The sequence below is a fragment of the Paenibacillus sp. 8b26 genome, from assembly GCF_050626875.1.
Taxonomy (GTDB): Bacteria; Bacillota; Bacilli; order Paenibacillales; family Paenibacillaceae; genus Paenibacillus.
In genome coordinates this window covers 2,092,595-2,114,970 of the sequence record NZ_CP192445.1, presented here as the reverse complement: position 1 = coordinate 2,114,970, position 22,376 = coordinate 2,092,595, and the positions used below count along the sequence as shown (strand labels likewise).

The window sequence follows — 22,376 nt, the reverse complement described above, 5'->3', positions numbered from 1 at the left end:
ATTCTGTCTCTCCTTTCAAAGTAAATAATGTTGTAAAAATGAGGAGCAGTATGTCAGCTCCCCATTTCCACAGCTTTAACAATTAACGTTCAGGAGATAAATCAGTTAAGGAACCCCAAAGTAAACTTCTGAGTTCAGCAGGACTTTTTGAACCTTCAACTTTTCTTAATGATCTGAGCAAGTTTTGCAAATCTTTGTTACTGACGTTCTTATCTTGTTTCATAGCAAATCCTCCTTGAAAAATAGTATTTTATGGTACACCATAATTATCCAAAATTGTTCCAAAAACGTATATAGCTAATAATGTATTTTTTTGTTTTTTATTGTCGAATAATGAAATTTTGAAATCTAATTTACATACTAGAAAAATAGAATTTGAAGTATATTCTTTCCATCGTCTCGACACATGTGGAGGCTGTTGTGAGGATTGAAAGGCTGAAAGATTGATGAATAAGGGATGCAGGCGATTCGCAAAGCTAATCATTTAGTGCGATCCTTGAGAAGATAAAAAAGATATTTATAAAAGATTGAGCTTTAATGAAAGATGAGGATTCAGGTTATGCCAAAAAACGATAATATGCTGGCAATTCTATGGATGCTGAATTCAGGCGTAAAAATGACTGCAAAACAAATATCCGAAAAGTTAGAAATAAATATAAGGACAGTATATCGGTATATTGATGCACTATGTGCCAGTGGAGTGCCTATAATATCCGACACAGGTCATAATGGCGGGTATAGCTTGCTAAATAACTTTATCAGAGCACCTCTGCTATTTGATATTGAGGAAAAAAAGGCACTCCTTCATGCGAGGCCACTGAAAAAGTCCCCCAGCTCACCAAAAGAGACAGTTCCTCATTTTTTTGAGGAGTCTGTCTCTTTTTTTCGGTATAATTGAAGTATCTTATCCAAGGTTGGTGATCCCTGTGCTCCCGAAACAGCAGAGCTTTTTGTTGAGTCCGTATACAGAACTTTACGATGTACTCATCCCCAAAGATCATATGTTGTGGAGAATGGACGAACTGGTGGACTTTAGCTTTGTGTATGAGGAACTGCATGACAACTATTGTCATGACAACGGACGTACAGCTGTAGATCCGGTTCGGATGTTTAAATATTTGCTACTCAAGTCCATCTTTGACTTGTCTGACATCGACCTGGTTGAGCGCTCAAAAACGGATTTGTCATTCAAGTTTTTTCTGCATATGGCTCTAGAAGAAGCTGTCATTGATCTCAGTCTACTCACCAAGTTTCGCAAATTACGACTCAAAGGTATGAAGTTGTTAGATTTGCTCATCGGCAAAGCGGTGGAAATCGCCATCGAAAAAGGCGTTATTCACAGTAAATCTATTATTGTGGACGCAACTCATACCCAAGCCCGCTACACTCAAAAAACACCGCAAGCCGTGCTACGGGAACGTTCCAAGCGTCTCAGAAAGGCCATCTACATGCTGGGTGAATCCATGAAAAGTAAGTTTCCCGCCAAACCCGCCACGGATGTCCTAGAAGATGAAATCCAGTATAGCCAGCAACTGGTCGCTGTGATTGAACAGGATGGGCGATTTACCGGACTGCCGAAGGTTACAGAACCGTTGAATTTATTGAAAGAAACAGTCACCGACGATGTGGAGCATCTGCAAACGTCTGCGGATCCCGATGCCAAAATGGGTCACAAAAGTGTGGACTTCTCGTTTTTTGGTTACAAAACCCACATCGCTATGAGTGAAGAGCGAATCATAACAGCGGCAACAATTACCACCGGGGAAAAACACGACGGCAAGCAACTCCAAACCTTGATTGAAAAAAGTAAGGCGGTAGGAATGAAAGTGGAAACGGTGATTGGAGATGCAGCCTATTCAGAAAAAGATAACCTCGCCTACAGTGCGCAAGAAAACATCCAACTGGTCGCAAAACTACATCCTTTGATTACTCAGGGAAACCGAAAGAAGGAAGACGAATTTGAGTTCAATAAAGATGCAGGGATGTATGTGTGCAAGGCTGGTCATCTAGCAACTCGCCGGGCGCGGCAGGGGAAAAAAGGCCAAGGAGAAAACCAAACCGACACCTATTACTTTGACGTAGAAACATGCAAGCGATGCCTTCTTCGGGAAGGCTGCTACAAGGACGGGGCAAAAAGCAAGACGTATTCTGTAAGTATAAAAAGCGATGAACATCTGGCTCAAGCCGTATTTCAGGAGAGTGAGGTCTTTAAGACCAAGGCCAAAGAGCGATACAAAATTGAAGCCAAGAACAGTGAACTCAAGCACAGACACGGGTATGATGTGGCATCTTCCTCGGGTCTGATTGGCATGGAGATGCAAGGAGCGATGGCGATTTTCGCGGTGAATCTGAAGCGGATCTTGAAGTTGATGAGCTAAAAAGAGGAGCACTCGTAGACATGAGGAAGCAAAAAAAGACGACATCTCATTCAAAAACAAAGGAATGCATGTCGTCTTTTTAATGGATTCTTTTTCAGCTATCTGTAAGAACCATGTTTTTCAGTGGCCTCCTTCATGCTGCTGTTTTTGCAAAAGAAGCTGGATACCCTTTGAGTGAGGCATTAGGCAATGCGACATCAAAATTGAAAATGTATTCGAATCAGGAGCAGGAAAGTATACTTAGCCGTCATTTAGCCGGATTTGAAGTTATTAACCGCATGGGAGACCCTTCTCTTCAGCCGGTATTGGCAGAATTGGAGCAGGCTGTAGCAAACGAATCCTCTGTAGAAATGGATTATCGCTCAAGCCATGAAGAACAACCCAAGAATAGGGTGATAGATCCCTATGGAATGGTCTACTGGAACAATAAATGGTATACTGTTGCATTTTGTCACCTAAGAAATGAGATCCGTAGCTTTCGGGCAGATCGGATTTTACAGATCAAGCGTACTCAAATCATATTTAAGCGTCCCGAGGCTTTTTCGGCCCGTGAGTTTTTTATGCAAAATCTGTTACCTGATTTAGTGGGCAAGGACGGGTTAATTTCTTTAATTATCGGAGGCAGGTCAGAGGCATTGGATGACTTATGCCTGCATTGGTTTTTGGGGCATCATCTGAAAGAGCGGACATCAAATCAAGCAATCTTTTTACTTGAGGAAAAATCAATTCATATATATGTCCCTTATTTTCTCCTATCCTACGGGAAATCCATTCAAGTAATCGAACCACAGAGTTTGAAGGAAAAACTTGTTGCTGTTGCGTCGGAGCTAATGGAATATTATCAACTTTAATAGCTTCACTGACAGCAGATGTCAGTGAAGCTATTTTATAATGATGATAATCATTGATTATCGATGGATGGTTGGTATCACTTGATGAATTGTAAAATAAGGAGAACGTGCAAATGAATAATATGGTATACCTTTATGTGTTTGACACAATGTCAGATTGGGAAATAGGTTACTTAACTGCGGAACTGAACTCGGGGAGATATTATAAAAAGGGGCTGGCCCCATCAAAAATAGTTACCGTGGGAATTGAAAAGACTCCTGTAACTACAATGGGCGGATTGAAAATACTGCCTGACATCAAACTGGATGAGTGCAGCATTGAAAGCACAGATACATTGATTTTACCCGGTGGAGATACATGGACAGAAACAATTCACCAACCCATCTTAAAAATCGCTGAGAGGTGTTTAAAGGAAGGTATATGGGTTGCAGCGATTTGTGGTGCTACCATGGGACTCGCCCAGACAGGATTGCTGAATTCACGTTGGCATACAAGCAATGATCTGGAATACCTTAAAATGACCTGTCCCACATACACGGGCGAAAAGTATTACAAAATGGAGTCTGTTGTAACGGATGGAAAACTGATCACTGCATCTGGAACAGCTCCGTTGGAATTTTCCGTACACGTTTTGAAAGCTCTGGGTGTGTTTTCTTCTAAAACATTAGAAGCCTGGTATAGTCTTAATAAGACTCAGGATTCCAAGTATTTCTATGAGTTGATGAATTCAATCCAATGAAGGTATAAGCATAAAATTGGTATTTGATCATTTAAAGGAGGAGTAAAAATGACTGAAAGCAGAGAATATATGGGAGTGTCAGGTAAATATACAAAGAATGGAACACCCAACGGCTTTACATCTATTACCCCATTTATAACTGTGAAGAATCCTTCTGAGGCAATAGAGTTCTATAAAACTGTTTTCAATGCAAGGGTTAAGGATATTACTGAATATCCTGATGGAAATGGAAATAAAATAATTGTTCATGCGGAATTAGATTTTGGAAATGGTTTTTTGCAGCTGGGAGCAGCGAATCCGGCATATAAATTGGCCTTGCCGCCAGATGAGGACAATGCGTGTTATTCTTTAGGAATTTACGTAATTAATGTTGATCAGGTACTTGAAAATGCGGTAGCAAGAGGAGCAAAAGTAAGGGAACCGGTTGCAAACTTTGTTTCAGGTGATCGATTCGCAAGTATATTGGATCCTTTTGGAGTAAGATGGTCTATTATGACTAGGATTGAGGATTTGTCAGAAGAAGAAAGTAGTCGTAGGGTTGCTGAATGGGCCAAAAGCTTTAGTGGAGAATAAATGCAATAACTGTCTTAATAAAAAGTGTTAAAAGTGACAGTTTGCTGAAATGATGTAATAGAAATGCTGGTGCCAAATAGTTGGCGAAAATAGAAACTTCAAAATTTTGAGGTTGAAAAAGCAATCTTTCGAAAATATATCGTATCGCCAAGGAGCTACCAGCTTCATACGGCATCATTATCACCGCCACAAGGCATGTGGAGAGCATCGCTCGCTTGGTATAAGAGTGTAGCCGATCCAGTAGAGGGGTTCGTTGGGGACGAAAAGAGGACGTTAGCTATTCACGTCCTCTTTTCTATGTCTATTTAATTGCCGAATACATTTCCATCTGATGAAGATCAATAAGCATTTCTGCGCTCTTCAAAATATCCAAACCGATCAGTCCACTAATGTAGTCAGTGTTTTCATGAAAAACGCCAGAATCAATCAGGATGTCATTGAGCACAAGCTGCTCTAACTGAATTTGGTCTACCCGTTTTGAATTCAATCTCAATATGTTATTGTCCTTACATTTAAATAATTCCCTTGTTGCCTCGCCGGGGTCTAGAATAGCCCGAATCAAAGCCACATCGTCCACGTACTGCTTGTTATCTTTGGTATGAGAATTCATGATGTATTGCATTAACGCTGTTCTGAATTTGCGAAAGAATGGACTCAAACTTTTCCATTACAGATTGATCTGCTGAACGTAGAGTAATAAAAGTCAGGTGAAAAATCGTGGAATGAGTATTTTGTAGTTTCGAATGGCGGTTTTTCCATACTCCAAGGCCAGTCAAATTACGCACGGAAATATACGCTAAACCCTTGTTTTTAAATATAAGAAAAGACCATAATCTGTTGACACAGAAGCGTAACCCATTTGTCGTAACATAGCTGTGATATTACCACGGTGATATGTTCCATGATTCACAATGTGGGGGACTATTTCGGATACACTTGTTTTCATGAGGTCGGCAGAAGGATTCTCAATGACAAGAGGCTTGTCTATATTTTCTTTTTGGTTCAGGAACGATTTGAATCGCTCGGATAACTCCAAAAACATGGTCTCCATTTCCTCTAACCCTTTTGACTCAGTTTGTTCTTTTAGTTGTTCAGCTAACGACAATGCATGGTTCAAACTTTTACCAGAAAAAACTTCTATCCATCCAAGATCGGAAAGATAAACATGGGCCAACACATTCGCTAACGAAGGAAATACACTTTGAACTTCTTGACGATAAGCATCCTTGGGAAGCTCTTTTAAACGCTTGAAAATTTGTTCATTTGCCCATGCGTTAAAATCATAAAATTGTAATGAAAAATCCATCATATGAATCTCCTCTTTTCATGTGGAATATATTTTCCAACCCATTCATTGTATACGAACATAAGTTTTTATTAAAGCTAGTACTACACTAACTAAATGCAAGAGAGCCGGAGCATCAAAAGCTCAATTTAACTTTCCACGTAAGTTCGTAAATAAAGAAGATGGTTCGAGATATGAAGAAGACCTGCAAGTATGTTATATTTAACAAACGGCAATCATGATGAACAGCAAATGTAGTGATTTTTTTAGTAAAGCCACAGGGTCGAAGAACAGGTGAACAAAGTGTTCTGATGGTGGAACCGTTACAGGATCGAAATAGATTGACTCAGTTATAGAAAAGGATGAGATTATTTTGGAAAACAACGAAACTCAGCAGGAATTTGCAGAAGTATATGAACAGCTTAAAGTAGCTGCAAACCGAACCTCCGATTGGAAAGCGCGTCTAGCTGCGGTAAATGATCTGGGTGCATGGAAGAACCAGCAGACGATTGACGTGCTGACACACCGATTGAATAATGATACGGTATATGCCGTTCAGCAAGCCGCATACAACAAGCTACAGGAATGGGGCGAGAATGTACAGCCGCCTGTGCGCAAAGAGGGTGAGCTTGTAAAGGGCCTGACGAAGACTCTGGTGCGGATTAAAAAAAGCCTGCCAGCCGATCATACCTATAACGATTTTCGCGAGAAGCTGCACAAGATGAGAGTCGATATTTATGACGTCTATGAAGGTGACAAGGGTGCTGAGTTTGATCAGTGGCTGGAGCAAAAATGGGCTTCGTTATCCACAAGATAATGTCGGGACCGTTACAGTTTAAGACAAGACCTTAATAAAGACAAGATCTTAACAGGGATAAGGAGTTATCTTTGCTAAGGTCTTTTTTTGGTGGTTATGGTGCAAATAAAATTTAACTGATGACCTGTTCGACAAGCTACTGAGCAAGAATATTCAGCGTATGATTACTCGCATATATGAAACTTCTTTACATCTGACGAATGCCTGCGGAGGCTGGGAAACGAACAGTTGATAACGAACAGTTGATAATGGAGTTAATAAAGACTATGTACGTTTTGGCGAAAAAATTAGGGATACGTCCTAATGCGATAAGTCAGTGGGTGTCTGACGGTGGGGTTGACGTTAAATCCATTACATTGGATACACTTAACCGTATTTGTGCTGCGCTGGATTGCCAGCCTGGAGAATTGCTCAAGTATGTGAAAGATACAAACCAATAAAATTTCTATTCTATAACGTTAAAGGAATACTTTTTGAGCAAGCTATGAAATACATATCAGGAATGCAAAGAAAGCAACTAAGAATTATCTGTAGATAAATTGTAGGAAAATGATCATTTTTGATGGGGCAATAGTGAAGTTTGTCGTTGATAAACACGTTTCCGTGAAATATATTAGCTCTAAGCGTGGTCATAGTGAATAAGCTGTTGCAACGACAAATTTGGCCCTCTATTTTTTACCATTATTCTTTAACCATTGGTTAATTAACAAGTGTTGATTTTCCGTTTTTTTTGTCATACAATTCTTTCATTGCTACAGGGTCGGACTCAGGAACAGCAAGGCTTGATTCATATTTGGACGTGATTTCCTTGTACGCACTCGGATGATGAAGTAGCTCTGTATTGGCAAAATCAGCATCACGGCAGCCTGATATCTCGATATCCTTTTTGGGATAGGGGCTGTTTTCCATATCTTTCAGTTTGATGATGAACATATACGAAAGGGAGCGTTTTTTTGGAATCGAAACAATTAACGAGAGGGCTAAAGCCACGGCATGTTGAGCTGATTGCGCTTGGAGGCACCATTGGCGTTGGTTTGTTTATGGGGTCAGCAAGTACGATAAAATGGGCGGGGCCTTCTGTGCTGTTGGCCTATCTCTTAGCCGGGATTATTATGTTTTTTGTCATGCGGATGATGGGAGAAATGCTGATTCTCGAACCGGTGACAGGCTCATTCGCTACTTTTGCACATAAATATATTAGCCCTTTGGCCGGTTTTTTGACCGCTTGGAGCTATTGGTTTTTATGGGTTACTGTAGGGATGGCGGAGGTTACTGCCATTGGGGTGTACGTGGGCTATTGGTTCCCTGACATTCCGCAATGGCTACCAGCCTTGGCAGGTGTCATCATTATTGCGTTAGCCAATTTGGCGGCTGTGAAATTTTATGGAGAATTTGAATTTTGGTTTGCCATGATTAAGATTGTCGCCATTATCTTTATGTTGATTATTGGCACGGGTATGATCTTCTTTGGCCTGGGGAACGGCGGGCAACCGATTGGTCTCTCCAATCTGTACAGCCATGGCGGTTTTTTTGCAGGTGGTTTAAAAGGTTTTCTATTTGCGCTCTGTATTGTAACGGCCGCTTATCAAGGTATAGAGATGGTGGGCATTACGGCGGGTGAAGCAGAAAATCCGAAAATGACGCTGCGAAAAGCCATTAAGAATATTATCTGGCGTATTCTGATTTTTTACGTGGGTGCGATCTTTGTTATTGTTACAATCTATCCATGGAATCAAATTGGCGAGATCGGCAGTCCTTTCGTTCTGACCTTTGCCAAAGTAGGGATTGTTGCCGCTGCGGGCATCATTAATTTCGTTGTTCTCACAGCCGCGATGTCAGGCTGCAACAGCGGGATTTACAGTGCGGGAAGAATGTTATATACATTGTCTAAAAACGGACAAGCCCCCAAGTTCTTTGGGAAAGTTTCCGAAAGCGGGGTTCCCAGAAATAGTATTATTGCGACCATTTCCTTGCTGCTAGTGGGAGTGCTGTTTAATTACTTAATCCCTGATTCCAAGCTGTTCCTGTATATTTATAGCGCCAGTGTTCTTCCAGGCATGGTACCGTGGTTTGCAATGGCGATCAGCCAATTTAAATTCAGAAAAAAATGGAAGAATGAAATGGAAGATCACCCCTTCAAATCTCGTTTTTTCCCGATCAGCAACTACATCACCATTATCTTCTTGTCCCTGGTGATCGTTGGAATGTGGTTCAATCCAGACACGCGTACGTCGCTGATTGTCGGAGCATCATTCATGGCAATCGTCGTTGTCGGCTATTTTGTCTTTGGTATAGGAAAGCGGCAGAGAATTGAAGAACTAGAGGAAAACTAGAAGATTGTTAAATATGTAAAATTTGCCGAGTGCCATTCAGGTTATATCCTGAGTTCGCTCGGCTTTTATTTTATGTATGGTTATCTTTTTCACGCAATCAGCCTAAATATAAATACAAAAAAAGTGAAAAAGGAAACGATAAAGCTGGCTATAGCCATATGATTTCGTTTTGCTTTAAACTCCAAAATGCCTGAAAATAAAAACAGAATGCCCATAAAAAATTGTGCGATGGTGTATGAGTGCGTATAGGTATCAGGAAATGCGAGTGATAAAGATGATGGGATCACAACCATTAAAGCAGATATGAGAGTGAGGATTCTGTAAATATCCATTTTCTTAAACATAGATAAATTCACCCTTCCTTTGATTTTCCTCCTGCAGCTAAACATCCTCAGCCTTCCTGCAATTGATAGAATCTAGTATATTCTATATTCTATAGGACAGACCGTGGTACATCAAATGAATAAAGAACAAATTATTCTTATTTCTTTCTAAAATTTAACTGTCAGTATAATTATTGAAACGCTATAATGCATTGTATTAAGAAAAAAAGAGGGAGAGGGCATGATGTTGAAAAAATGGCCATTATTATTCATGCTAGGTATTATCATGCTGGCATCTGTAGGCTGGAACAGTGGAGTATCTCATGCGAGTTATTATTTTGAATACACTTGGGAGAAGTACAAGGGGACTGAGGTCAGAAACTACAAGTTGACGCCAGTACCTGGAAGAGCCGGATTTATGGATCAGGAAAAATTCTTTGCTGCTATTAGCAAAACCCCGAATGTGTATGGGGGGGTCAGCGGCTATAGAACAGGAAAAACAACTGGAGTTGCTATCAAGAGTGTAACAGATGGGGTTTATAAATATTCGGTTACTGATTTTATTCGCGACAAGGAACCAGAAATTTTGGAATACGTTAATCCAATAGGCGGAATTCCTGGTAGATGGAACGGAACCGATGATATTCGAGTTTTTATGAGAGGGTCTGAAGCGGCTTCTTTGGCGGAGCTGTTTTATGAGGGGACTCCAACGGAAGGACGATATCATTTTGATGCTAACGATGTCTATTTAGTTACATTCCGGTCCAGTACAGTAAAACCGGTCAGTGAAATGTCTGCTGAAGCGTTAATTGAAGAAGGAACCCCTACGTTTATAAATCAAGAGTTGGTAGGCCAAATAAAGGGTAAAGATCCTGCTGCTTATCCGTCAAATGGAATTTTTAACGGCTACTTTTATATTTATAAGGGTTCTGAAGTAAAAGAGAATTAAAGAGCAGACAGAATTTAATAAACTTATCTACACAAGAACGAGATAACATTGTGTATTCTTCATACTGAATGAGGATACATGATGTTATCTTTTGTTTTATTTGTAGGCGTGACCAAAATAGCAGCCCAATAAGGTAATAAGCATTTAATTCCCAATGAAAGCCATTGTTAAGTGATTGGGATATACAGCTTTAAAAGTATATTAATTAGCATAAGGACAGAATTACTTTTTTTTACTGGCCTTATTCAATTCCGGGGGGATTATTCCGATAATTTAATTATATACAGTTTGGTGTTAATGGAAATTAAAATTCGTTTGAAAACAAATGGGGTTATTTTCAAAGCTGAAACAGAGGGACAGGTGAAAATGATCCAATGCTATCTCATAGAGGAGGTGTAATGATCTAACATAATGAGATGTGAAAAAAAGTTAAAACGAATTAGGCAATACATGGCTAGTTTACTGGCTGTTTGGTTGTTCTGTATACATACTGTGCCTGTTTTTGCAGATAGGGCCTTTAACGATATTGAACATTCCTACGCAGCGGATGCGATTGAGGCCATGGCCGCTCAAGGTTATGTTACGGGTTATCAGGATGGTAGTTTTCGACCTGTACATTTTATTTCGCGGCAGGAATGGGCTAGTATCTTCGCTAAAACCTTAAAACGCACGTCGAATGACAAAGACGTTATTTCTTTTCGTGATGTGTCTCCCTGGGCCCTACCTTATGTGCAGATCTTGCAGAAAGAGAACATTACGAAAGGAATTAGTGATCAATTATTTGGTGCCAAGCACAATATGACTCGTCAGGATATGGCCGTTTGGTATGCACGGTATTTTGGTGTTTCAGAAGATACACGTTCTGCTGGTATATCCAGTTTTGTGGATCAATCTGATATATCAGACTATGCACAAACGAGCGTGTGGTTGATGGAGCGATTAGAGCTGATAGAGGGGGATACGAATCATTATTTCTATCCCAAAAAATTTGTAACACGACAAGATGCCACGTTGGTTGCATATCGGGTATGGCTAGGCGGTGACGATCTGAGAGAGCGTGCCAAGCGTTTGCTAGAGTCAGGAAACAGAGCTGGAACGACGAATCAGCTACCCAGCTTGCCGGAACAGGACAAACCAGTGGTCGACTTGGCACCGGAAATTAGCCCCGGGCCTGTGAATCCGGAAATTGAGGAGCCTGAAAGACACAGCTCTAAGCCTGATCCCAAGCCACCGGCACCCGATCCCAAGCCACCGGCACCCGATCCTAAGCCACCGGCACCTGATCCTAAGCCACCGGCACCTGATCCCAAGCCACCGGCACCTGATCCTAAGCCACCGGCACCTGATCCCAAGCCACCGGCACCTGATCCTAAGCCACCGACACCTGGTCCCAAACCACCGGATCACTCTTCGGATTTTGTAGTGGATGAGGTCGTAATCAAGGCGTCGGAGCTCATAAATCAACCGGAAACGTATCCTTCGTATCAGCTGTCCTTTCAGCTCTACAAAGAAGGGCAGCCGGTAAGCATTCCCGCTGCCAGCGTTACAAGTGTTACTTATACATTTAGTGATGCATTAGGTGTGTTTGATGAACAGGGGAAAATCGTACATTCTGAAAATATTCCTGCTGCAGATGGTACTATTCCTGTCGAGTTGGAAGTCACCATTGCCAAACCTTATCGGGTACTTAAAGCACAGACCAAGCTGATCGTGAAAGGAATGACTCCTCCACCAGAGGCTCCGAATGTAATCAGGTCCGTATACTTGGCGACGTACTCCATTTCACAGGCCGCTACTCTAGACCCTGCAGCCTGGAGCATGCCCTATGTATTTCACAATGCAAAGGGAGAGGTCATACCGCCCGGCTCGTTGCCGTCAGACTTGAAGCTTCGGATAGAGGATTCCAGTGAAATATTTGATGAGGATGGACGTATTGTCAATCTGCATTTGATTCCGGCAGTGAACTCGGTCATTCCATTCAAGATCGAGGTTGAATCACCATCTCAGGGAATTCACTTCATATCCGATGCCGAGTTAACTGTAGTACCAGGAGAACGCAAAAAGCAATATTTTGCTGTCTCCATAATGCTGCAGGGACAAGGCGGCAGTGCGACCACGGTAGACCAAATTAAGCAAGCTCGTCAGTTGCTGATGGATCACTTTGGCCCCAATTTAAAAGTGACCTGGGCGATGGAAAATACATTTGTTTTTGTAGACACGAATCGCCCGCAGCTTAAACAGGTTTTGGCATACGTGGATCAGTATGGCGATGAAGTCGGGATTATGGACGGATACCCGAATAACCTGCACAAGCTTCCTATTTGGGAAGCACGGATGAGCGAGTGGTTGTATATGTATCGTTATAATGCACTCAATGAGCTGCACCAAGGCGGTACGATGGGATCACCTTCGGTGTTTGAAAGCATGGATACAGACCAATATCGGAAGTATCTGCCTAAATCATTGACCAGCTTTACGGTGAATCCTGAGCAGGCCCAATGGCTTAAAGATCATTATAAGATCACTTCAGCCATGGGGTGGTCGGCTACACAGTATAATGTTAACAACATGTATGGTGAGGGTTCACCTTTGATGCCTTACTGGTCTAATAAGGATAATCCGATTGTTCCAGCACAGGGGGTTACCGATAATAGCGGTATCGCGTTTATGAACTCGGTTACGATTGATCCCATTGGATCACGTTATACAAAAGATTCCTCACGCTGGACGCTCAATCCAGGTGACCCAAATTTGAATGAAAAAACGGATGCGGCACCACAACTGTATATAGCACAGCAATATCTGGATAATCCGTATCAACGTTTAAATACGGTGAACTATATGTCCATTATTCTGGACATCAACTCGTTTGCCCAAAAGCATAACATGTCTCAAATATGGGAGAACTTTGTGAAGAACTTCCCTGCTGGCCGTGAGGTCGAGATTGTGAGCGTGGACGGGCTAAAACAGATTTATCAATCGTCAGCTGGATCGAATAATGATCATTCGGAATTTTCACTCATGTTTAGGGGCTCCGGCATTGAGACGCCCACGGGCTCCAATAATTCGCCGGCCAATCTGCGTTACTTGTGGACTGAAAATGCCTCACAGCGGATCATTTTATCCAAGGAGGATGGAGATGCGGCCTGGTCCATTATTGATTTTACGGACTATACCCGCAGTCCGGTTCCGAAGTTACCATACAACCTGGATTTGAAAACGGATGTAAGCTATGTCACCGGAAGGAACTTCAAGCTAGATCCTACGGCTCCGTTAACAGCAGAGGAAATTCAGCGCGTTAAGGATCGTTTGAAGGAGATTTACTTCGCAGAAGAAGTGAACTATCAGTAATTGTATGAAACGAAGAACCGAGAGCATATTGCTTTCGGTTCTTTTTGGTCTACTCGTCCTTCAGTTATACCCATTCAATAACTTGATCCGCAGGTCGCCGAGTCTTTCCACGCGGCTCATTCAGACGGTATCCAAAAGCCACCATGCAGGAAATGCCGAAATGCTCGGCATCCATGATGCCTTCTTCGGAAAGAATTTGTTCAATTTTGTTTTTATTAAAACCTTCGATCGGACAGGAGTCAATTCCGATTTGAGCTGCCGCTGTCATCATATTGCCCAGAGCGATATAGGTTTGTCGGCAACCCCACTCGAACATCGCTCTTTCATTTTCCTCCAGCCCAAAATCCGATTTCAGGAAGGCATCATATACCTTTGCTTTGCCTTGAGCCACTTCAGCAGGCAATTGCTGTACGTTTTCCATTACACCCTTGATATAGTCGGATGAGGCCAACATGTCTTTAGGCAGTCTGGAGAGAATGAGTACAAAATGGCTCGCTGTAGGTAGCTGTTTTTTGGCTCCCCAAGAGTACGGGAGCAGCTTCTCACGCATGGCGTTACTTTGGACGACAACGAATCTCCAGGGTTCAAAGCCAAACGAGCTGGGGGATAAACGACCTGTTTCAAGAATAAAATCGAAGTCCGAATCGCTGATTTTCTTATGGCTGTCAAATTCTTTGGTAGCATGTCTGAACTTATATGCAGATAAGATTTGATTTTTAGCAGTTGTTAAGGTTTCCATAGTTCATTCACTCCTTGTGAATAATGATTGAATTGACGCTTATCAAGTGGCATGCTTAATATTAGAATATGTATGACCGTTTTAGAAGTACGCACATTAATGTGCTGTAGTATACAAAATGATACCAAGGGGGAAAAATACCTATGCGAAATCGGAAAGGCGGCTTTGGAGAATGTCCCGATGGAAAGGATCAGGCCTGCCCGGTGGAGTACACACTGGATGTGATTGGAGGCAAATGGAAAGGGATTCTCTTATATCATCTAATGTATGGAACCAAGCGGTTTAGTGAGTTTCGGCGAATCTGTCCGGGGATCACTCAGCGCATGCTGACGCTCCAGTTACGCGAGTTGGAAGAGGATGGTGTAGTTCACCGTGAAGTCTATCAGCAGGTTCCTCCCAAAGTCGAATATTCTCTAACCGAATTTGGAAGAACTCTGACTCCGATTATTAACTTAATGAAGGATTGGGGAGAAGAATATAAAACTAAGCATCGTTCATCAGAAAGCTGCATGGAGCCATCCAAGCCCGGCTTGTAGAGGGGGATGTTCATCTATCAATACAGGTACGCGCAAAAGGCACTTACGTTCGTATGCTAGAGCATATATCGTAGTGCCTTTTGCGGTTTATCTATAAGAGCATTTTGCATAAATCCAGTGAGAGACTGGAACCAAATGATTCATAAGGCTGAACCACTCATCGGATGATTTGGTCAGGTATTCTCCAGTTCCCCTCTTTTTTGAAACTTCGATTTTAAGTTGACAGCAGGAAGGCTGCCTGATATATTTCTTACGATATTGATAATCATTATCACGAAATTGAAAAGATCATTTTTACAATACATAGGGGGCTAATATGTTGAAGAAAAAATCGTTTTTTATTTTGGCTGCTATAATGCTCGTATTGTCTGTATTCATTAGCGCTTGCGGCGGAAACAGCAATGGTAATCATTCCGCTTCATCTTCAGGAGATAAGCAAGAGTCAGCTTCCACTGGAGAGAAAAACGCTGATACGACAGACGGTCAGATGAGAAGCTTTAAAACGGTCAAAGGGGAGATTCAAATTCCGGCCAAACCGCAGCGTATTGTGACGGATTTTTACGGCGGAGAATTACTGTCCGTAGGGGCTAATGTGGTGGGTGTGGAGCCGACGGCCTTTCAAAATCCTTTCATAACTGATTTGCTAAAGGAAAAGGGGACCAAAGAAGTGGGTGACCCGACCAATTTGGAGAAGGCGCTGGAACTCAAACCCGATCTGATCGTGGTGATGAAGGATACCAACTATGAGGCATTGTCCAAAATTGCACCTACACTGTATATTCCATACGGAACGACTATGAATATTTATGATACGGTCAAGCTGTTTGGTGATATCACCGGGGAGAAAGAGAAGGCAGAGCAATTTATTGCTGCATTTGATAAAAAAGCTGCCGAAGGCCGCGAACGTCTTAAAGGCGTCATTGATCCCAATGCTACCTTTGGTCTGTATGAGCTAACGGACAAGAACGCCCTTTGGATATTTGGAGACAATGCAGGCCGGGGCGGACAAGCCGTATACAATGCGCTCAAGTTGAACATGCCGAAGAAAACGGCTAATTCCAAGGAACAAACTGTACAGCTTTCGCTGGAAGTATTGCCACAGTATGACGCAGACTATATGTTCCTGACAACCTATGACCCGGAGAAAAAGGGAGACGCGCTCAAGCAACTGAAATCGTCAGCTGTGTGGGGGAACCTTCCTGCGGTGAAGAACAATAGAGTGTTCTTTAACGATTTTGATACGTACTATCGCTATGATCCGATCGCCATTAACGGGCAGATTGATATGATCGTGGATATGCTGATTGAAAGAGAAACAGAGAATAAAGCGAAAAAATAAGTATATGATCCACGTTCATTCGTAAGCACTGGTGATCGGTGTAGCGATTACTGCGCTGAACCTGCTGTTTAATTCTATGGCTGGCTATGCGCTTGCCCGCTTGAATTTTCCGGGAAAAAATCTGTTGTTCATCATCATCCTGGGTGTACTGATGATTCCGGGTCAGGTTACGATGATACCGAATTTCTTGATTCTGAAAGGCTTTGGTTGGCTGGATACGTATCAAGGAATGATCATTCCCTCCATGATCAGCGCGACGTATATTTTTATGATGCGCCAGTTTTTTGTCAGCTTTCCTAAAGAACTCGAAGAGGCCGCCGAGATTGATGGCTTGGGGCGGTTTGGCGCTTTTTTTCGCATCGTTCTTCCGTTGGCTCGTCCAGCATTGGCTGCACAGATCATCTTTGTGTTCATGGCATCATGGAATGATTTTATGAAGCCACTGATTGTGATGTCCAGTCCGGAAATGTTTACCTTGCCGCTTGGACTGAATACGTTCAAAGGCCAATATATCAGCTATTGGAATTACATTATGGCGGCTTCCATGATATCTACGCTACCGATCCTTGTCATTTATGCATTCTTTAATCGTTACTTTATTAAGGGAATCACCTTTACGGGCGGCAAATAACGAAGGTAAGGGATATCGTACCCATACAGGGCAGATATCCCTTTTTTGATAATCCAAGAGGTTATCCAAATCTGTATGAAGAATGTAAAGGATGCGGGGGATCATTAAAGGAGCGGATCTAATGGAATGGATATCGAAAGAAAATCTGATTTTTGACGATCTGTTGAAATCATTTCATCGTTTCTTTGGATTACATGTTATGGAATCTGTTCCAATTCAACGAGGCTGGTTAAACGACGGAACGCTGGGTATCCAAAATACTCCTAAATTTGTGCCTCCCAGCCGTGAGGAACGATTAGCTCATTGGGATTCAGTCTGGGAAGAGGCTAAGAAAGACGATAAAATGGATATTCTTGCTGACATCGAAGCTCAGCGTAAAGCAACGGAAGAGTTAAATGTGGAAATGACGTCTACACTTCAATCTGGCTGGGCTCATCGTGATCTGTGGGCAGACAATATTTTATTTAATGAAAATAAGTTAAGTGCAATCCTGGATTTTGATCGATTAGATTATGACTATCCGCAGTTGGATGTGGCCCGTGCGGTCATGTCTTTCACCTGGGACGAGCAACTGGATGTTTCCCTTGTTTCTGCGTTTATGGAAGGATACAGGGAGAAACGTACACTGGCAAAGGGCTGTCTAGCAGAATCACTACAATGGCTATGGTATATGGAAAGTGTCTGGTGGATCAAAGCCGACATGGACCAACATGCTGTTCCTGTCCGGTTCGCTAAAGAAATGAACTGGATTTCCAGAAATTACAAAGATCTTCCCGATGTATTAGGGGATATATAACCCATAAAAAAACCAGTCCAACACGAGTCGTGTTTGGACTGGTTTTTGATTTGCAATTTCGTCGTAATTACGATAGTATCTTCTTTTTGAATCCAATCTACTTTGGCCCCTAGCGTCTCGCTGATCAGCCGGAGCGGAAGATAGCCAATGCCGTTTACAGTGAAGGGAGGATTTGTGAGTTTCACAACTTTACCGTTCATCGTTGTCTGCCCGTTTTTAAGATTAATTTGCAGAGAGACGGGATTGGCTCCTGTCTTGGACTGATTAATTTCCGCTATTTTGCTGTTAAAATCATAAGTGACCTCCGCCCCCAGCTTGTCAAAAACAGAACGAAGGGGAATAAACGCCTGCCCGTTGCGGGTAATGACACCGTTACTTAGAGAGACAGGTGTATCATTGAGAAGGACGAGAATCGGCTTTTGTACAGGAACCGGCGTACTGTAGAGAAATTCATAATCCCCTATGCCAAGCTGCGCATGTTTGTTGACCCCCCAGCCCCATAGGGTGCCGTCTGTTTTTTGCATGATCGCATGCCGTAATCCAGCCTAGATGCTTTGAATATTTTTGGCGAGTAATTTAAAAGGGACAGTGGACGATAATTTCTCGCCTTCCAAGGACGCTTCATATACATTCCCGCTTGTCGTCAGTGCAAGGATAGAGCGTTCAACGATAAAGACGTCTTTGACATCCTTTATACCTGTTAACAATACAGGGTTATTTTCGTTGTGATAGGTTGTACTATCCGAGTAACCTGTGACCGTTTCACCCCAGAACCATAACCGTCCTTGTCGATCAATCGCGAGATTGGAACTCCCATTGGTCTTAATTGTTTTGATGTCCGATAAGGCTTGAATCTGCGATGCAGATAAAGCTTCGGATGGGGTAGCATTTTTTTCAAATACCTTGAGCCATGTCCATACAGTACCGTCTTTCTTTAAGGCTATGTTTTTGGAGATAGCAGTAATATCCTTTAATGATGGAACAGGCTCGAAGCCCTGCAAGGACCTTGTATTTTTCCATACACTTCCATCCTTCTTCAAGAAGATCCAGCGTTCCTCATATTGCGGTCTTTCTTCATAGTAACTATCCAATTCTGTAACCTCGTCGATGCCGGATAGGGTTTGAAAAGGAGCAAAGTTGCTATCATTCTCGATTCGATCAGCAGATGATACGGTTCCTTCGGCGCTTAGGGCGAGTACATGATCATTCAAGCTACGCACGTCTACGATGCTCTGTAGTCCTTCCAGAGAGTTGAATTTTACGGGTTCAGAAATATTAATTCTTGGCACATACCAGGCGGAATGATCCTGTAAGGTAAATACCAGATCGCCTTCATGGATTATATTCGAATATGTTCTGACGACGTTGGGCTTATCCTCTACACGAGTCGGTACGGATTGATTATAGCCCCATAACCACAAGCTCCCATCGGATTGAATCAGACTCCCGGAGTCATAGGAGCGAATACGGGACGTCGATTCATCTCCGGCCGCCCATGCACTGGAACTGAACAATAACAACGCGATCATACTGATTAACAGAGTACGTCTTTTCATGCGTTTTTCCTCATTTCTTCATCAATGTATATAAGGTGAAAATAACGCCTTGGGGAATATCTCCTTATCAATAGACGAAGAATATATAGAAAAGTTTTCCAAAACACATCTATTCGAATAAAATAACCTCCAGAAACCCACGCTTAGTGTGGATTTGGAGGTTGTTTTTTTAGCCTGTTATTCGGCTACGCACGATCAATAAGGTTTGAGCTTTGATTTGTCCAATTTCATGGATGAGTGCAGCCGTTTTCGCTTCATAGGCGTGTTTGGAATCCAAATCTTTCAGTGAAGCAAGGTTAATGTCAATGGTAAGCAGGGCGGATTGAGCAGCAGCTTCAAACAGGATTGCGCCTATGCCAAGATCAGAAATGACATTTTTGTTGGACAGTTCCACAATACTATAGGCACGCTGCATTCCGTCCCGGCATACTTCCAGCAAACGCATCGGCACCTCAATGGCGGCGATCACTGCGTTCTGTAGGGAATGGGTACGATAGCGTTTTTCTTCGTCTGTTTCTTTGGGCAAGCGCAATGCGGTCATGTATTGTTCAAAGGATTGAATGTCTGCGGTCATCAGTTCCTCACAGCGCGTGGACAGGTTTGCCATGCTGTGAATCACTTCGGTGATTTGTCCATAAACATGCGCGTACTTTTCTCCTTGGGAAAGGTTGGCGGTCATGGAGGTCATAGCCGCGCCCAGTGCCGCTGCCAGTGCGGATACACTTCCTCCGCCGGGGGTAGGCGCTGCACTTCCAGCCTCTCTTAGAAAAAGTCCGATGGAATCACTCCACGACAGTTCACTCATGAATAGGCCACCTCTCTGGAGTAGTGTTGCAGATCTATTGCTTTGAGCAGATTCTTGTACAAAATCGCAGTAGTTAATGTGCCGACACCGCCGGGAACCGGAGAAATCGCATGTACCTTTTCCCCAACGTCTAAAGCGGCATCCCCCACTATTTTTCCCTCCAGCGTCTCGTTAATTCCCGCATCTACCAAAATTAGACCGGGATGAACCATATCCTGTGTAATCACATCAGGGCATCCGACTGCGACAAAGGCAATGTCTGCATGGCTCAAATGCTCTGCAATATCACGTGTGCCTGCATGACAGGCGGTAACGGTGGCATTTTCTCTTTGCAGCATGTGAAAAAGGGGGAGTCCCACCGTCTGTCCTATGCCGACAAGGGTAACATTTTTGCCTGCCAACGTGTGACCGTAATGCTTGAGCAGTTCAATACAGGCTTGAGGCGTAGCGGGATACAATCCGCTTTCACCTGTAACGGTAGCCAGCTTGTTGCCTGGGGTAATTCCATCAATATCCTTGTACGGGGCGATGGATTGTTTAATGACGGAGGCGGATAGATGCTGGGGAAGAGGCAATTCCAGCATAATACCATGTATATGGGAGGCTTCATTCAGGCTGCCGATCAGGTGAAGGAGTTCGGCTTCGCTTACATGGCGGTCAAAGGTATGGAGATGAAAGGAGATGCCCAGCTTCTCCGCTATTTTTTGCTTGGTCCGGGCGTAGTAGGCAGAGGCAGGATCGCCTTCTACCAACAGTGTTGCCAAATGAGGGCGATGCCCTTGCTGTTTCATTTGTTCTACCTTGGTACGGATCGTTGCATACACTTGCTCAGCTGCTTCTTTGGATTTCATAATGATAGCCATAGTTTGAACCTCCTCTAAATTTATCGCATAATGGAATCAACAAGGTGTTATGGTCTTGTAAAACGAAAAAAAGTATTTGCACAAGGTCGTCACGACAGACGAATCCTCTGCAAATACTTCTCCCAGGCGAACGGCACGCTTTCATTGTATGCTCCCTCGTGGTTGATTCCACTGACTTCGCCAGTCACATACAGCGTTATTTGTCTTATATTTTAACAAATAATCTTCCGAAAAGAAAGCCGTGAACATTTGGCAAAGAGGTCATGTTATTTGTCTATATGACAAATGTCATACTCCCGAAATGACGTTTATGACTACAGCGAACACAGGTATCTCTTTATACTGAGGTTAGATCAACATGTACGCCTGACGAGATCAAGATACGGGCGTCATTTTAAAGGAGGATCAACATTAAGTATGACACAACTCCCATTAGCCCAATTGAAAAAAAATATGGCTCCCTATGAGAAAATAAACACGAAATCCAGCGTTCTGCAACTCATTAATACCCTGGGTCCACTGATCCTGCTATGGTATGCCGCTTATCTTAGTCTGTCGGTATCGTATTGGCTGACTCTTCCGATTACTATTATTACTTCCGGATTTGTTATACGAGCATTTATTATTTTTCATGATTGCGGTCATCAATCGTTCTTCAAAAGCCGCAGGCTGAATGACATTGTGGGCACGATTACAGGTATTATTACACTTTGCCCGTATGACCAATGGAAAAATAGCCACGCGATCCACCATGCAACCAGCAGTAATCTGGACAAACGGGGCACAGGTGATATGTGGGTGCTTACGGTGGAAGAGTATGTAGAAGCTTCTGCATGGACACGACTGGCTTATCGTGTATACCGGAGTCCATGGGGGATGTTCGGACTCGGTCCGATCTACACTTTTTTGATTTCCTATCGCTTTAACACAAAGAAGGCAAAACGCAAGGAAAAAATGAACACCTATTTGACGAATGTATCCCTCGTCGTATTGTACGCTCTGTTGTGCTGGGCCATCGGATGGCAGAATTTTGTTTTGATACAGGCACCTATTTTTTTTGTATCAGGTGTGCTGGGAATCTGGTTGTTCTATGTACAACATCAGTTTGAGGATTCGTATTTTGAGCATGATGAAGACTGGAGCTATATTAATGCAGCCGTAGAAGGCAGCTCTTATTATAAGCTTCCTAAGGTGTTGCAATGGATTACGGGCAATATCGGCTTCCATCACGTTCATCATTTGAGTCCGAAAGTACCGAATTACAATTTGGAGAAGGCGCATGATGCCACCCCGCAGCTTCAAAAAGCGACGACTATCACGGTGAGCACAAGTCTGCAATCTCTGAAGTTCCGGCTTTGGGATGAAAGCACGAAAACCTTTTTGACCTTTAAACAAGTGAAGCCGTTGCTCAGCAAACGTGCTGCCGTTACGAAACCCGTCCCTGTACCTGTTGTGAGCACGGAAAGAAAATAACTTTGTACGAAACACGGTATGATAAGATAAGGGATATA

At 42.8% G+C, this 22,376-nt stretch carries 21 protein-coding genes, 3 pseudogenes and 1 riboswitch; of the genes and pseudogenes, 15 read left to right on the top strand and 9 right to left on the bottom strand.

What is annotated here, in order from left to right; genetic code table 11:
- Positions 1-82: 82 nt before the first annotated feature.
- A complete protein-coding gene (locus tag ACQ4MX_RS09520; RefSeq protein WP_431090299.1) occupies positions 83-223 on the bottom strand; it encodes a hypothetical protein in 141 nt (46 codons plus the stop codon).
- A gap of 336 nt (positions 224-559) precedes the next feature.
- On the opposite strand from ACQ4MX_RS09520, the pseudogene ACQ4MX_RS09515 reads away from it, so the two are divergent.
- The 5 genes and pseudogenes from ACQ4MX_RS09515 to ACQ4MX_RS09495 form a co-directional block, all read left to right on the top strand.
- Positions 560-811, top strand: a pseudogene (locus ACQ4MX_RS09515) (helix-turn-helix transcriptional regulator); the annotation flags it as partial.
- Positions 812-926: 115 nt separating this feature from the next.
- A complete protein-coding gene (locus ACQ4MX_RS09510) occupies positions 927-2,378 on the top strand; it encodes an IS1182 family transposase (RefSeq protein ID WP_431090298.1) in 1,452 nt (483 codons plus the stop codon).
- A gap of 128 nt (positions 2,379-2,506) precedes the next feature.
- Positions 2,507-3,229: pseudogene (locus tag ACQ4MX_RS09505) on the top strand (helix-turn-helix transcriptional regulator); the annotation flags it as partial.
- Between the two features lie 113 nt (positions 3,230-3,342).
- Positions 3,343-3,969 (top strand): type 1 glutamine amidotransferase family protein, encoded by a 627-nt coding sequence (locus tag ACQ4MX_RS09500; RefSeq protein ID WP_431090297.1) that lies wholly within the window; start codon positions 3,343-3,345, stop codon positions 3,967-3,969.
- Between the two features lie 48 nt (positions 3,970-4,017).
- Positions 4,018-4,542: a VOC family protein gene (locus ACQ4MX_RS09495; protein WP_044647050.1), complete on the top strand. Its 525-nt coding sequence runs from the start codon at positions 4,018-4,020 to the stop codon at positions 4,540-4,542.
- 301 nt (positions 4,543-4,843) lie between these two features.
- Here the strand turns inward: ACQ4MX_RS09495 and ACQ4MX_RS09490 are convergent, their stop codons facing one another.
- Positions 4,844-5,035, bottom strand: coding sequence for a hypothetical protein (locus ACQ4MX_RS09490; protein ID WP_431090296.1), 192 nt, complete (start codon positions 5,033-5,035; stop codon positions 4,844-4,846).
- 303 nt (positions 5,036-5,338) lie between these two features.
- A complete protein-coding gene (locus ACQ4MX_RS09485) occupies positions 5,339-5,851 on the bottom strand; it encodes a DinB family protein (RefSeq protein ID WP_431090294.1) in 513 nt (170 codons plus the stop codon).
- 349 nt (positions 5,852-6,200) lie between these two features.
- Between ACQ4MX_RS09485 and ACQ4MX_RS09480 the strand changes: the two genes are divergently transcribed.
- The 3 genes from ACQ4MX_RS09480 to ACQ4MX_RS09470 all read left to right on the top strand — a co-directional run bounded on the left by ACQ4MX_RS09480 (position 6,201) and on the right by ACQ4MX_RS09470 (position 8,977).
- A complete protein-coding gene (locus tag ACQ4MX_RS09480; protein WP_431090292.1) occupies positions 6,201-6,644 on the top strand; it encodes a HEAT repeat domain-containing protein in 444 nt (147 codons plus the stop codon).
- A gap of 200 nt (positions 6,645-6,844) precedes the next feature.
- Positions 6,845-7,084, top strand: a complete 240-nt coding sequence (locus ACQ4MX_RS09475) for a helix-turn-helix domain-containing protein (protein ID WP_431090291.1) — start codon at positions 6,845-6,847, stop codon at positions 7,082-7,084.
- A gap of 513 nt (positions 7,085-7,597) precedes the next feature.
- Positions 7,598-8,977 carry an amino acid permease gene (locus tag ACQ4MX_RS09470; RefSeq protein ID WP_431090290.1) on the top strand — a complete coding sequence of 460 codons (1,380 nt, stop codon included), beginning with the start codon at positions 7,598-7,600 and terminating at the stop codon, positions 8,975-8,977.
- 89 nt (positions 8,978-9,066) lie between these two features.
- Here the strand turns inward: ACQ4MX_RS09470 and ACQ4MX_RS09465 are convergent, their stop codons facing one another.
- Positions 9,067-9,321 carry a hypothetical protein gene (locus ACQ4MX_RS09465; protein ID WP_431090288.1) on the bottom strand — a complete coding sequence of 85 codons (255 nt, stop codon included), beginning with the start codon at positions 9,319-9,321 and terminating at the stop codon, positions 9,067-9,069.
- Between the two features lie 220 nt (positions 9,322-9,541).
- On the opposite strand from ACQ4MX_RS09465, the gene ACQ4MX_RS09460 reads away from it, so the two are divergent.
- The gene (locus tag ACQ4MX_RS09460) at positions 9,542-10,249 is read left to right on the top strand and encodes a hypothetical protein (RefSeq protein ID WP_431090287.1); all 708 of its coding nucleotides are present in this window, start codon (positions 9,542-9,544) and stop codon (positions 10,247-10,249) included.
- Positions 10,250-10,660: 411 nt separating this feature from the next.
- On the top strand, positions 10,661-13,600 hold the full coding sequence (locus ACQ4MX_RS09455) for an S-layer homology domain-containing protein (RefSeq protein WP_431090286.1): 2,940 nt from the start codon (positions 10,661-10,663) through the stop codon (positions 13,598-13,600).
- Between the two features lie 64 nt (positions 13,601-13,664).
- On the opposite strand, the gene ACQ4MX_RS09450 is transcribed toward ACQ4MX_RS09455, so the two are convergent.
- Positions 13,665-14,339, bottom strand: a complete 675-nt coding sequence (locus ACQ4MX_RS09450) for an NAD(P)H-dependent oxidoreductase (RefSeq protein WP_431090285.1) — start codon at positions 14,337-14,339, stop codon at positions 13,665-13,667.
- Positions 14,340-14,482: 143 nt separating this feature from the next.
- Between ACQ4MX_RS09450 and ACQ4MX_RS09445 the strand changes: the two genes are divergently transcribed.
- The 4 genes and pseudogenes from ACQ4MX_RS09445 (at position 14,483) to ACQ4MX_RS09430 (ending at position 17,641) form a co-directional block, all read left to right on the top strand.
- Entirely contained in the window at positions 14,483-14,875 is a 393-nt protein-coding gene (locus ACQ4MX_RS09445) for a winged helix-turn-helix transcriptional regulator (protein ID WP_431090284.1), read from the top strand.
- A gap of 316 nt (positions 14,876-15,191) precedes the next feature.
- Entirely contained in the window at positions 15,192-16,214 is a 1,023-nt protein-coding gene (locus ACQ4MX_RS09440) for an ABC transporter substrate-binding protein (protein ID WP_431090283.1), read from the top strand.
- 31 nt (positions 16,215-16,245) lie between these two features.
- A pseudogene (locus tag ACQ4MX_RS09435) lies at positions 16,246-16,845 on the top strand (carbohydrate ABC transporter permease); the annotation flags it as partial.
- Positions 16,846-16,966: 121 nt separating this feature from the next.
- Positions 16,967-17,641: a phosphotransferase gene (locus tag ACQ4MX_RS09430; protein WP_431090281.1), complete on the top strand. Its 675-nt coding sequence runs from the start codon at positions 16,967-16,969 to the stop codon at positions 17,639-17,641.
- On the opposite strand, the gene ACQ4MX_RS09425 is transcribed toward ACQ4MX_RS09430, so the two are convergent.
- From ACQ4MX_RS09425 to ACQ4MX_RS09410, 4 genes are all read right to left on the bottom strand, one after another.
- Positions 17,605-18,165 carry a stalk domain-containing protein gene (locus tag ACQ4MX_RS09425; protein ID WP_431090280.1) on the bottom strand — a complete coding sequence of 187 codons (561 nt, stop codon included), beginning with the start codon at positions 18,163-18,165 and terminating at the stop codon, positions 17,605-17,607. The two genes, ACQ4MX_RS09430 and ACQ4MX_RS09425, sit on opposite strands and share 37 nt — an antisense overlap.
- Positions 18,166-18,186: 21 nt before the next feature.
- Positions 18,187-19,197, bottom strand: coding sequence for a hypothetical protein (locus tag ACQ4MX_RS09420; RefSeq protein ID WP_431090279.1), 1,011 nt, complete (start codon positions 19,195-19,197; stop codon positions 18,187-18,189).
- Positions 19,198-19,366: 169 nt separating this feature from the next.
- Entirely contained in the window at positions 19,367-20,002 is a 636-nt protein-coding gene (locus ACQ4MX_RS09415) for a cyclodeaminase/cyclohydrolase family protein (RefSeq protein ID WP_431090278.1), read from the bottom strand.
- On the bottom strand, positions 19,999-20,865 hold the full coding sequence (locus ACQ4MX_RS09410; RefSeq protein ID WP_044646628.1) for a bifunctional 5,10-methylenetetrahydrofolate dehydrogenase/5,10-methenyltetrahydrofolate cyclohydrolase: 867 nt from the start codon (positions 20,863-20,865) through the stop codon (positions 19,999-20,001). The genes ACQ4MX_RS09415 and ACQ4MX_RS09410 overlap by 4 nt, the downstream gene beginning before the upstream one ends.
- Before the next feature lie 113 nt (positions 20,866-20,978).
- Positions 20,979-21,063: riboswitch (ZMP/ZTP riboswitch) on the bottom strand.
- Between the two features lie 219 nt (positions 21,064-21,282).
- Between ACQ4MX_RS09410 and ACQ4MX_RS09405 the strand changes: the two genes are divergently transcribed.
- Positions 21,283-22,338 carry a fatty acid desaturase gene (locus ACQ4MX_RS09405; protein ID WP_431090277.1) on the top strand — a complete coding sequence of 352 codons (1,056 nt, stop codon included), beginning with the start codon at positions 21,283-21,285 and terminating at the stop codon, positions 22,336-22,338.
- Positions 22,339-22,376 lie beyond the last annotated feature (38 nt).

Bases quoted from the DNA above. Each gene is read 5' to 3' on its own strand.
- ACQ4MX_RS09450 (WP_431090285.1), bottom strand. From the start codon at position 14,339: ATGGAAACCTTAACAACTGCTAAAAATCAAATCTTATCTGCATATAAG.
- ACQ4MX_RS09445 (WP_431090284.1), top strand. From the start codon at position 14,483: ATGCGAAATCGGAAAGGCGGCTTTGGAGAATGTCCCGATGGAAAGGAT.
- ACQ4MX_RS09495 (WP_044647050.1), top strand. From the start codon at position 4,018: ATGACTGAAAGCAGAGAATATATGGGAGTGTCAGGTAAATATACAAAG.
- ACQ4MX_RS09455 (WP_431090286.1), top strand. From the start codon at position 10,661: ATGAGATGTGAAAAAAAGTTAAAACGAATTAGGCAATACATGGCTAGT.
- ACQ4MX_RS09415 (WP_431090278.1), bottom strand. From the start codon at position 20,002: ATGAGTGAACTGTCGTGGAGTGATTCCATCGGACTTTTTCTAAGAGAG.
- ACQ4MX_RS09405 (WP_431090277.1), top strand. From the start codon at position 21,283: ATGACACAACTCCCATTAGCCCAATTGAAAAAAAATATGGCTCCCTAT.
- ACQ4MX_RS09440 (WP_431090283.1), top strand. From the start codon at position 15,192: ATGTTGAAGAAAAAATCGTTTTTTATTTTGGCTGCTATAATGCTCGTA.
- ACQ4MX_RS09430 (WP_431090281.1), top strand. From the start codon at position 16,967: ATGGAATGGATATCGAAAGAAAATCTGATTTTTGACGATCTGTTGAAA.
- ACQ4MX_RS09485 (WP_431090294.1), bottom strand. From the start codon at position 5,851: ATGATGGATTTTTCATTACAATTTTATGATTTTAACGCATGGGCAAAT.
- ACQ4MX_RS09425 (WP_431090280.1), bottom strand. From the start codon at position 18,165: ATGCAAAAAACAGACGGCACCCTATGGGGCTGGGGGGTCAACAAACAT.
- ACQ4MX_RS09460 (WP_431090287.1), top strand. From the start codon at position 9,542: ATGATGTTGAAAAAATGGCCATTATTATTCATGCTAGGTATTATCATG.
- ACQ4MX_RS09500 (WP_431090297.1), top strand. From the start codon at position 3,343: ATGAATAATATGGTATACCTTTATGTGTTTGACACAATGTCAGATTGG.
- ACQ4MX_RS09410 (WP_044646628.1), bottom strand. From the start codon at position 20,865: ATGGCTATCATTATGAAATCCAAAGAAGCAGCTGAGCAAGTGTATGCA.
- ACQ4MX_RS09520 (WP_431090299.1), bottom strand. From the start codon at position 223: ATGAAACAAGATAAGAACGTCAGTAACAAAGATTTGCAAAACTTGCTC.
- ACQ4MX_RS09420 (WP_431090279.1), bottom strand. From the start codon at position 19,197: ATGAAAAGACGTACTCTGTTAATCAGTATGATCGCGTTGTTATTGTTC.
- ACQ4MX_RS09475 (WP_431090291.1), top strand. From the start codon at position 6,845: ATGCCTGCGGAGGCTGGGAAACGAACAGTTGATAACGAACAGTTGATA.
- ACQ4MX_RS09465 (WP_431090288.1), bottom strand. From the start codon at position 9,321: ATGTTTAAGAAAATGGATATTTACAGAATCCTCACTCTCATATCTGCT.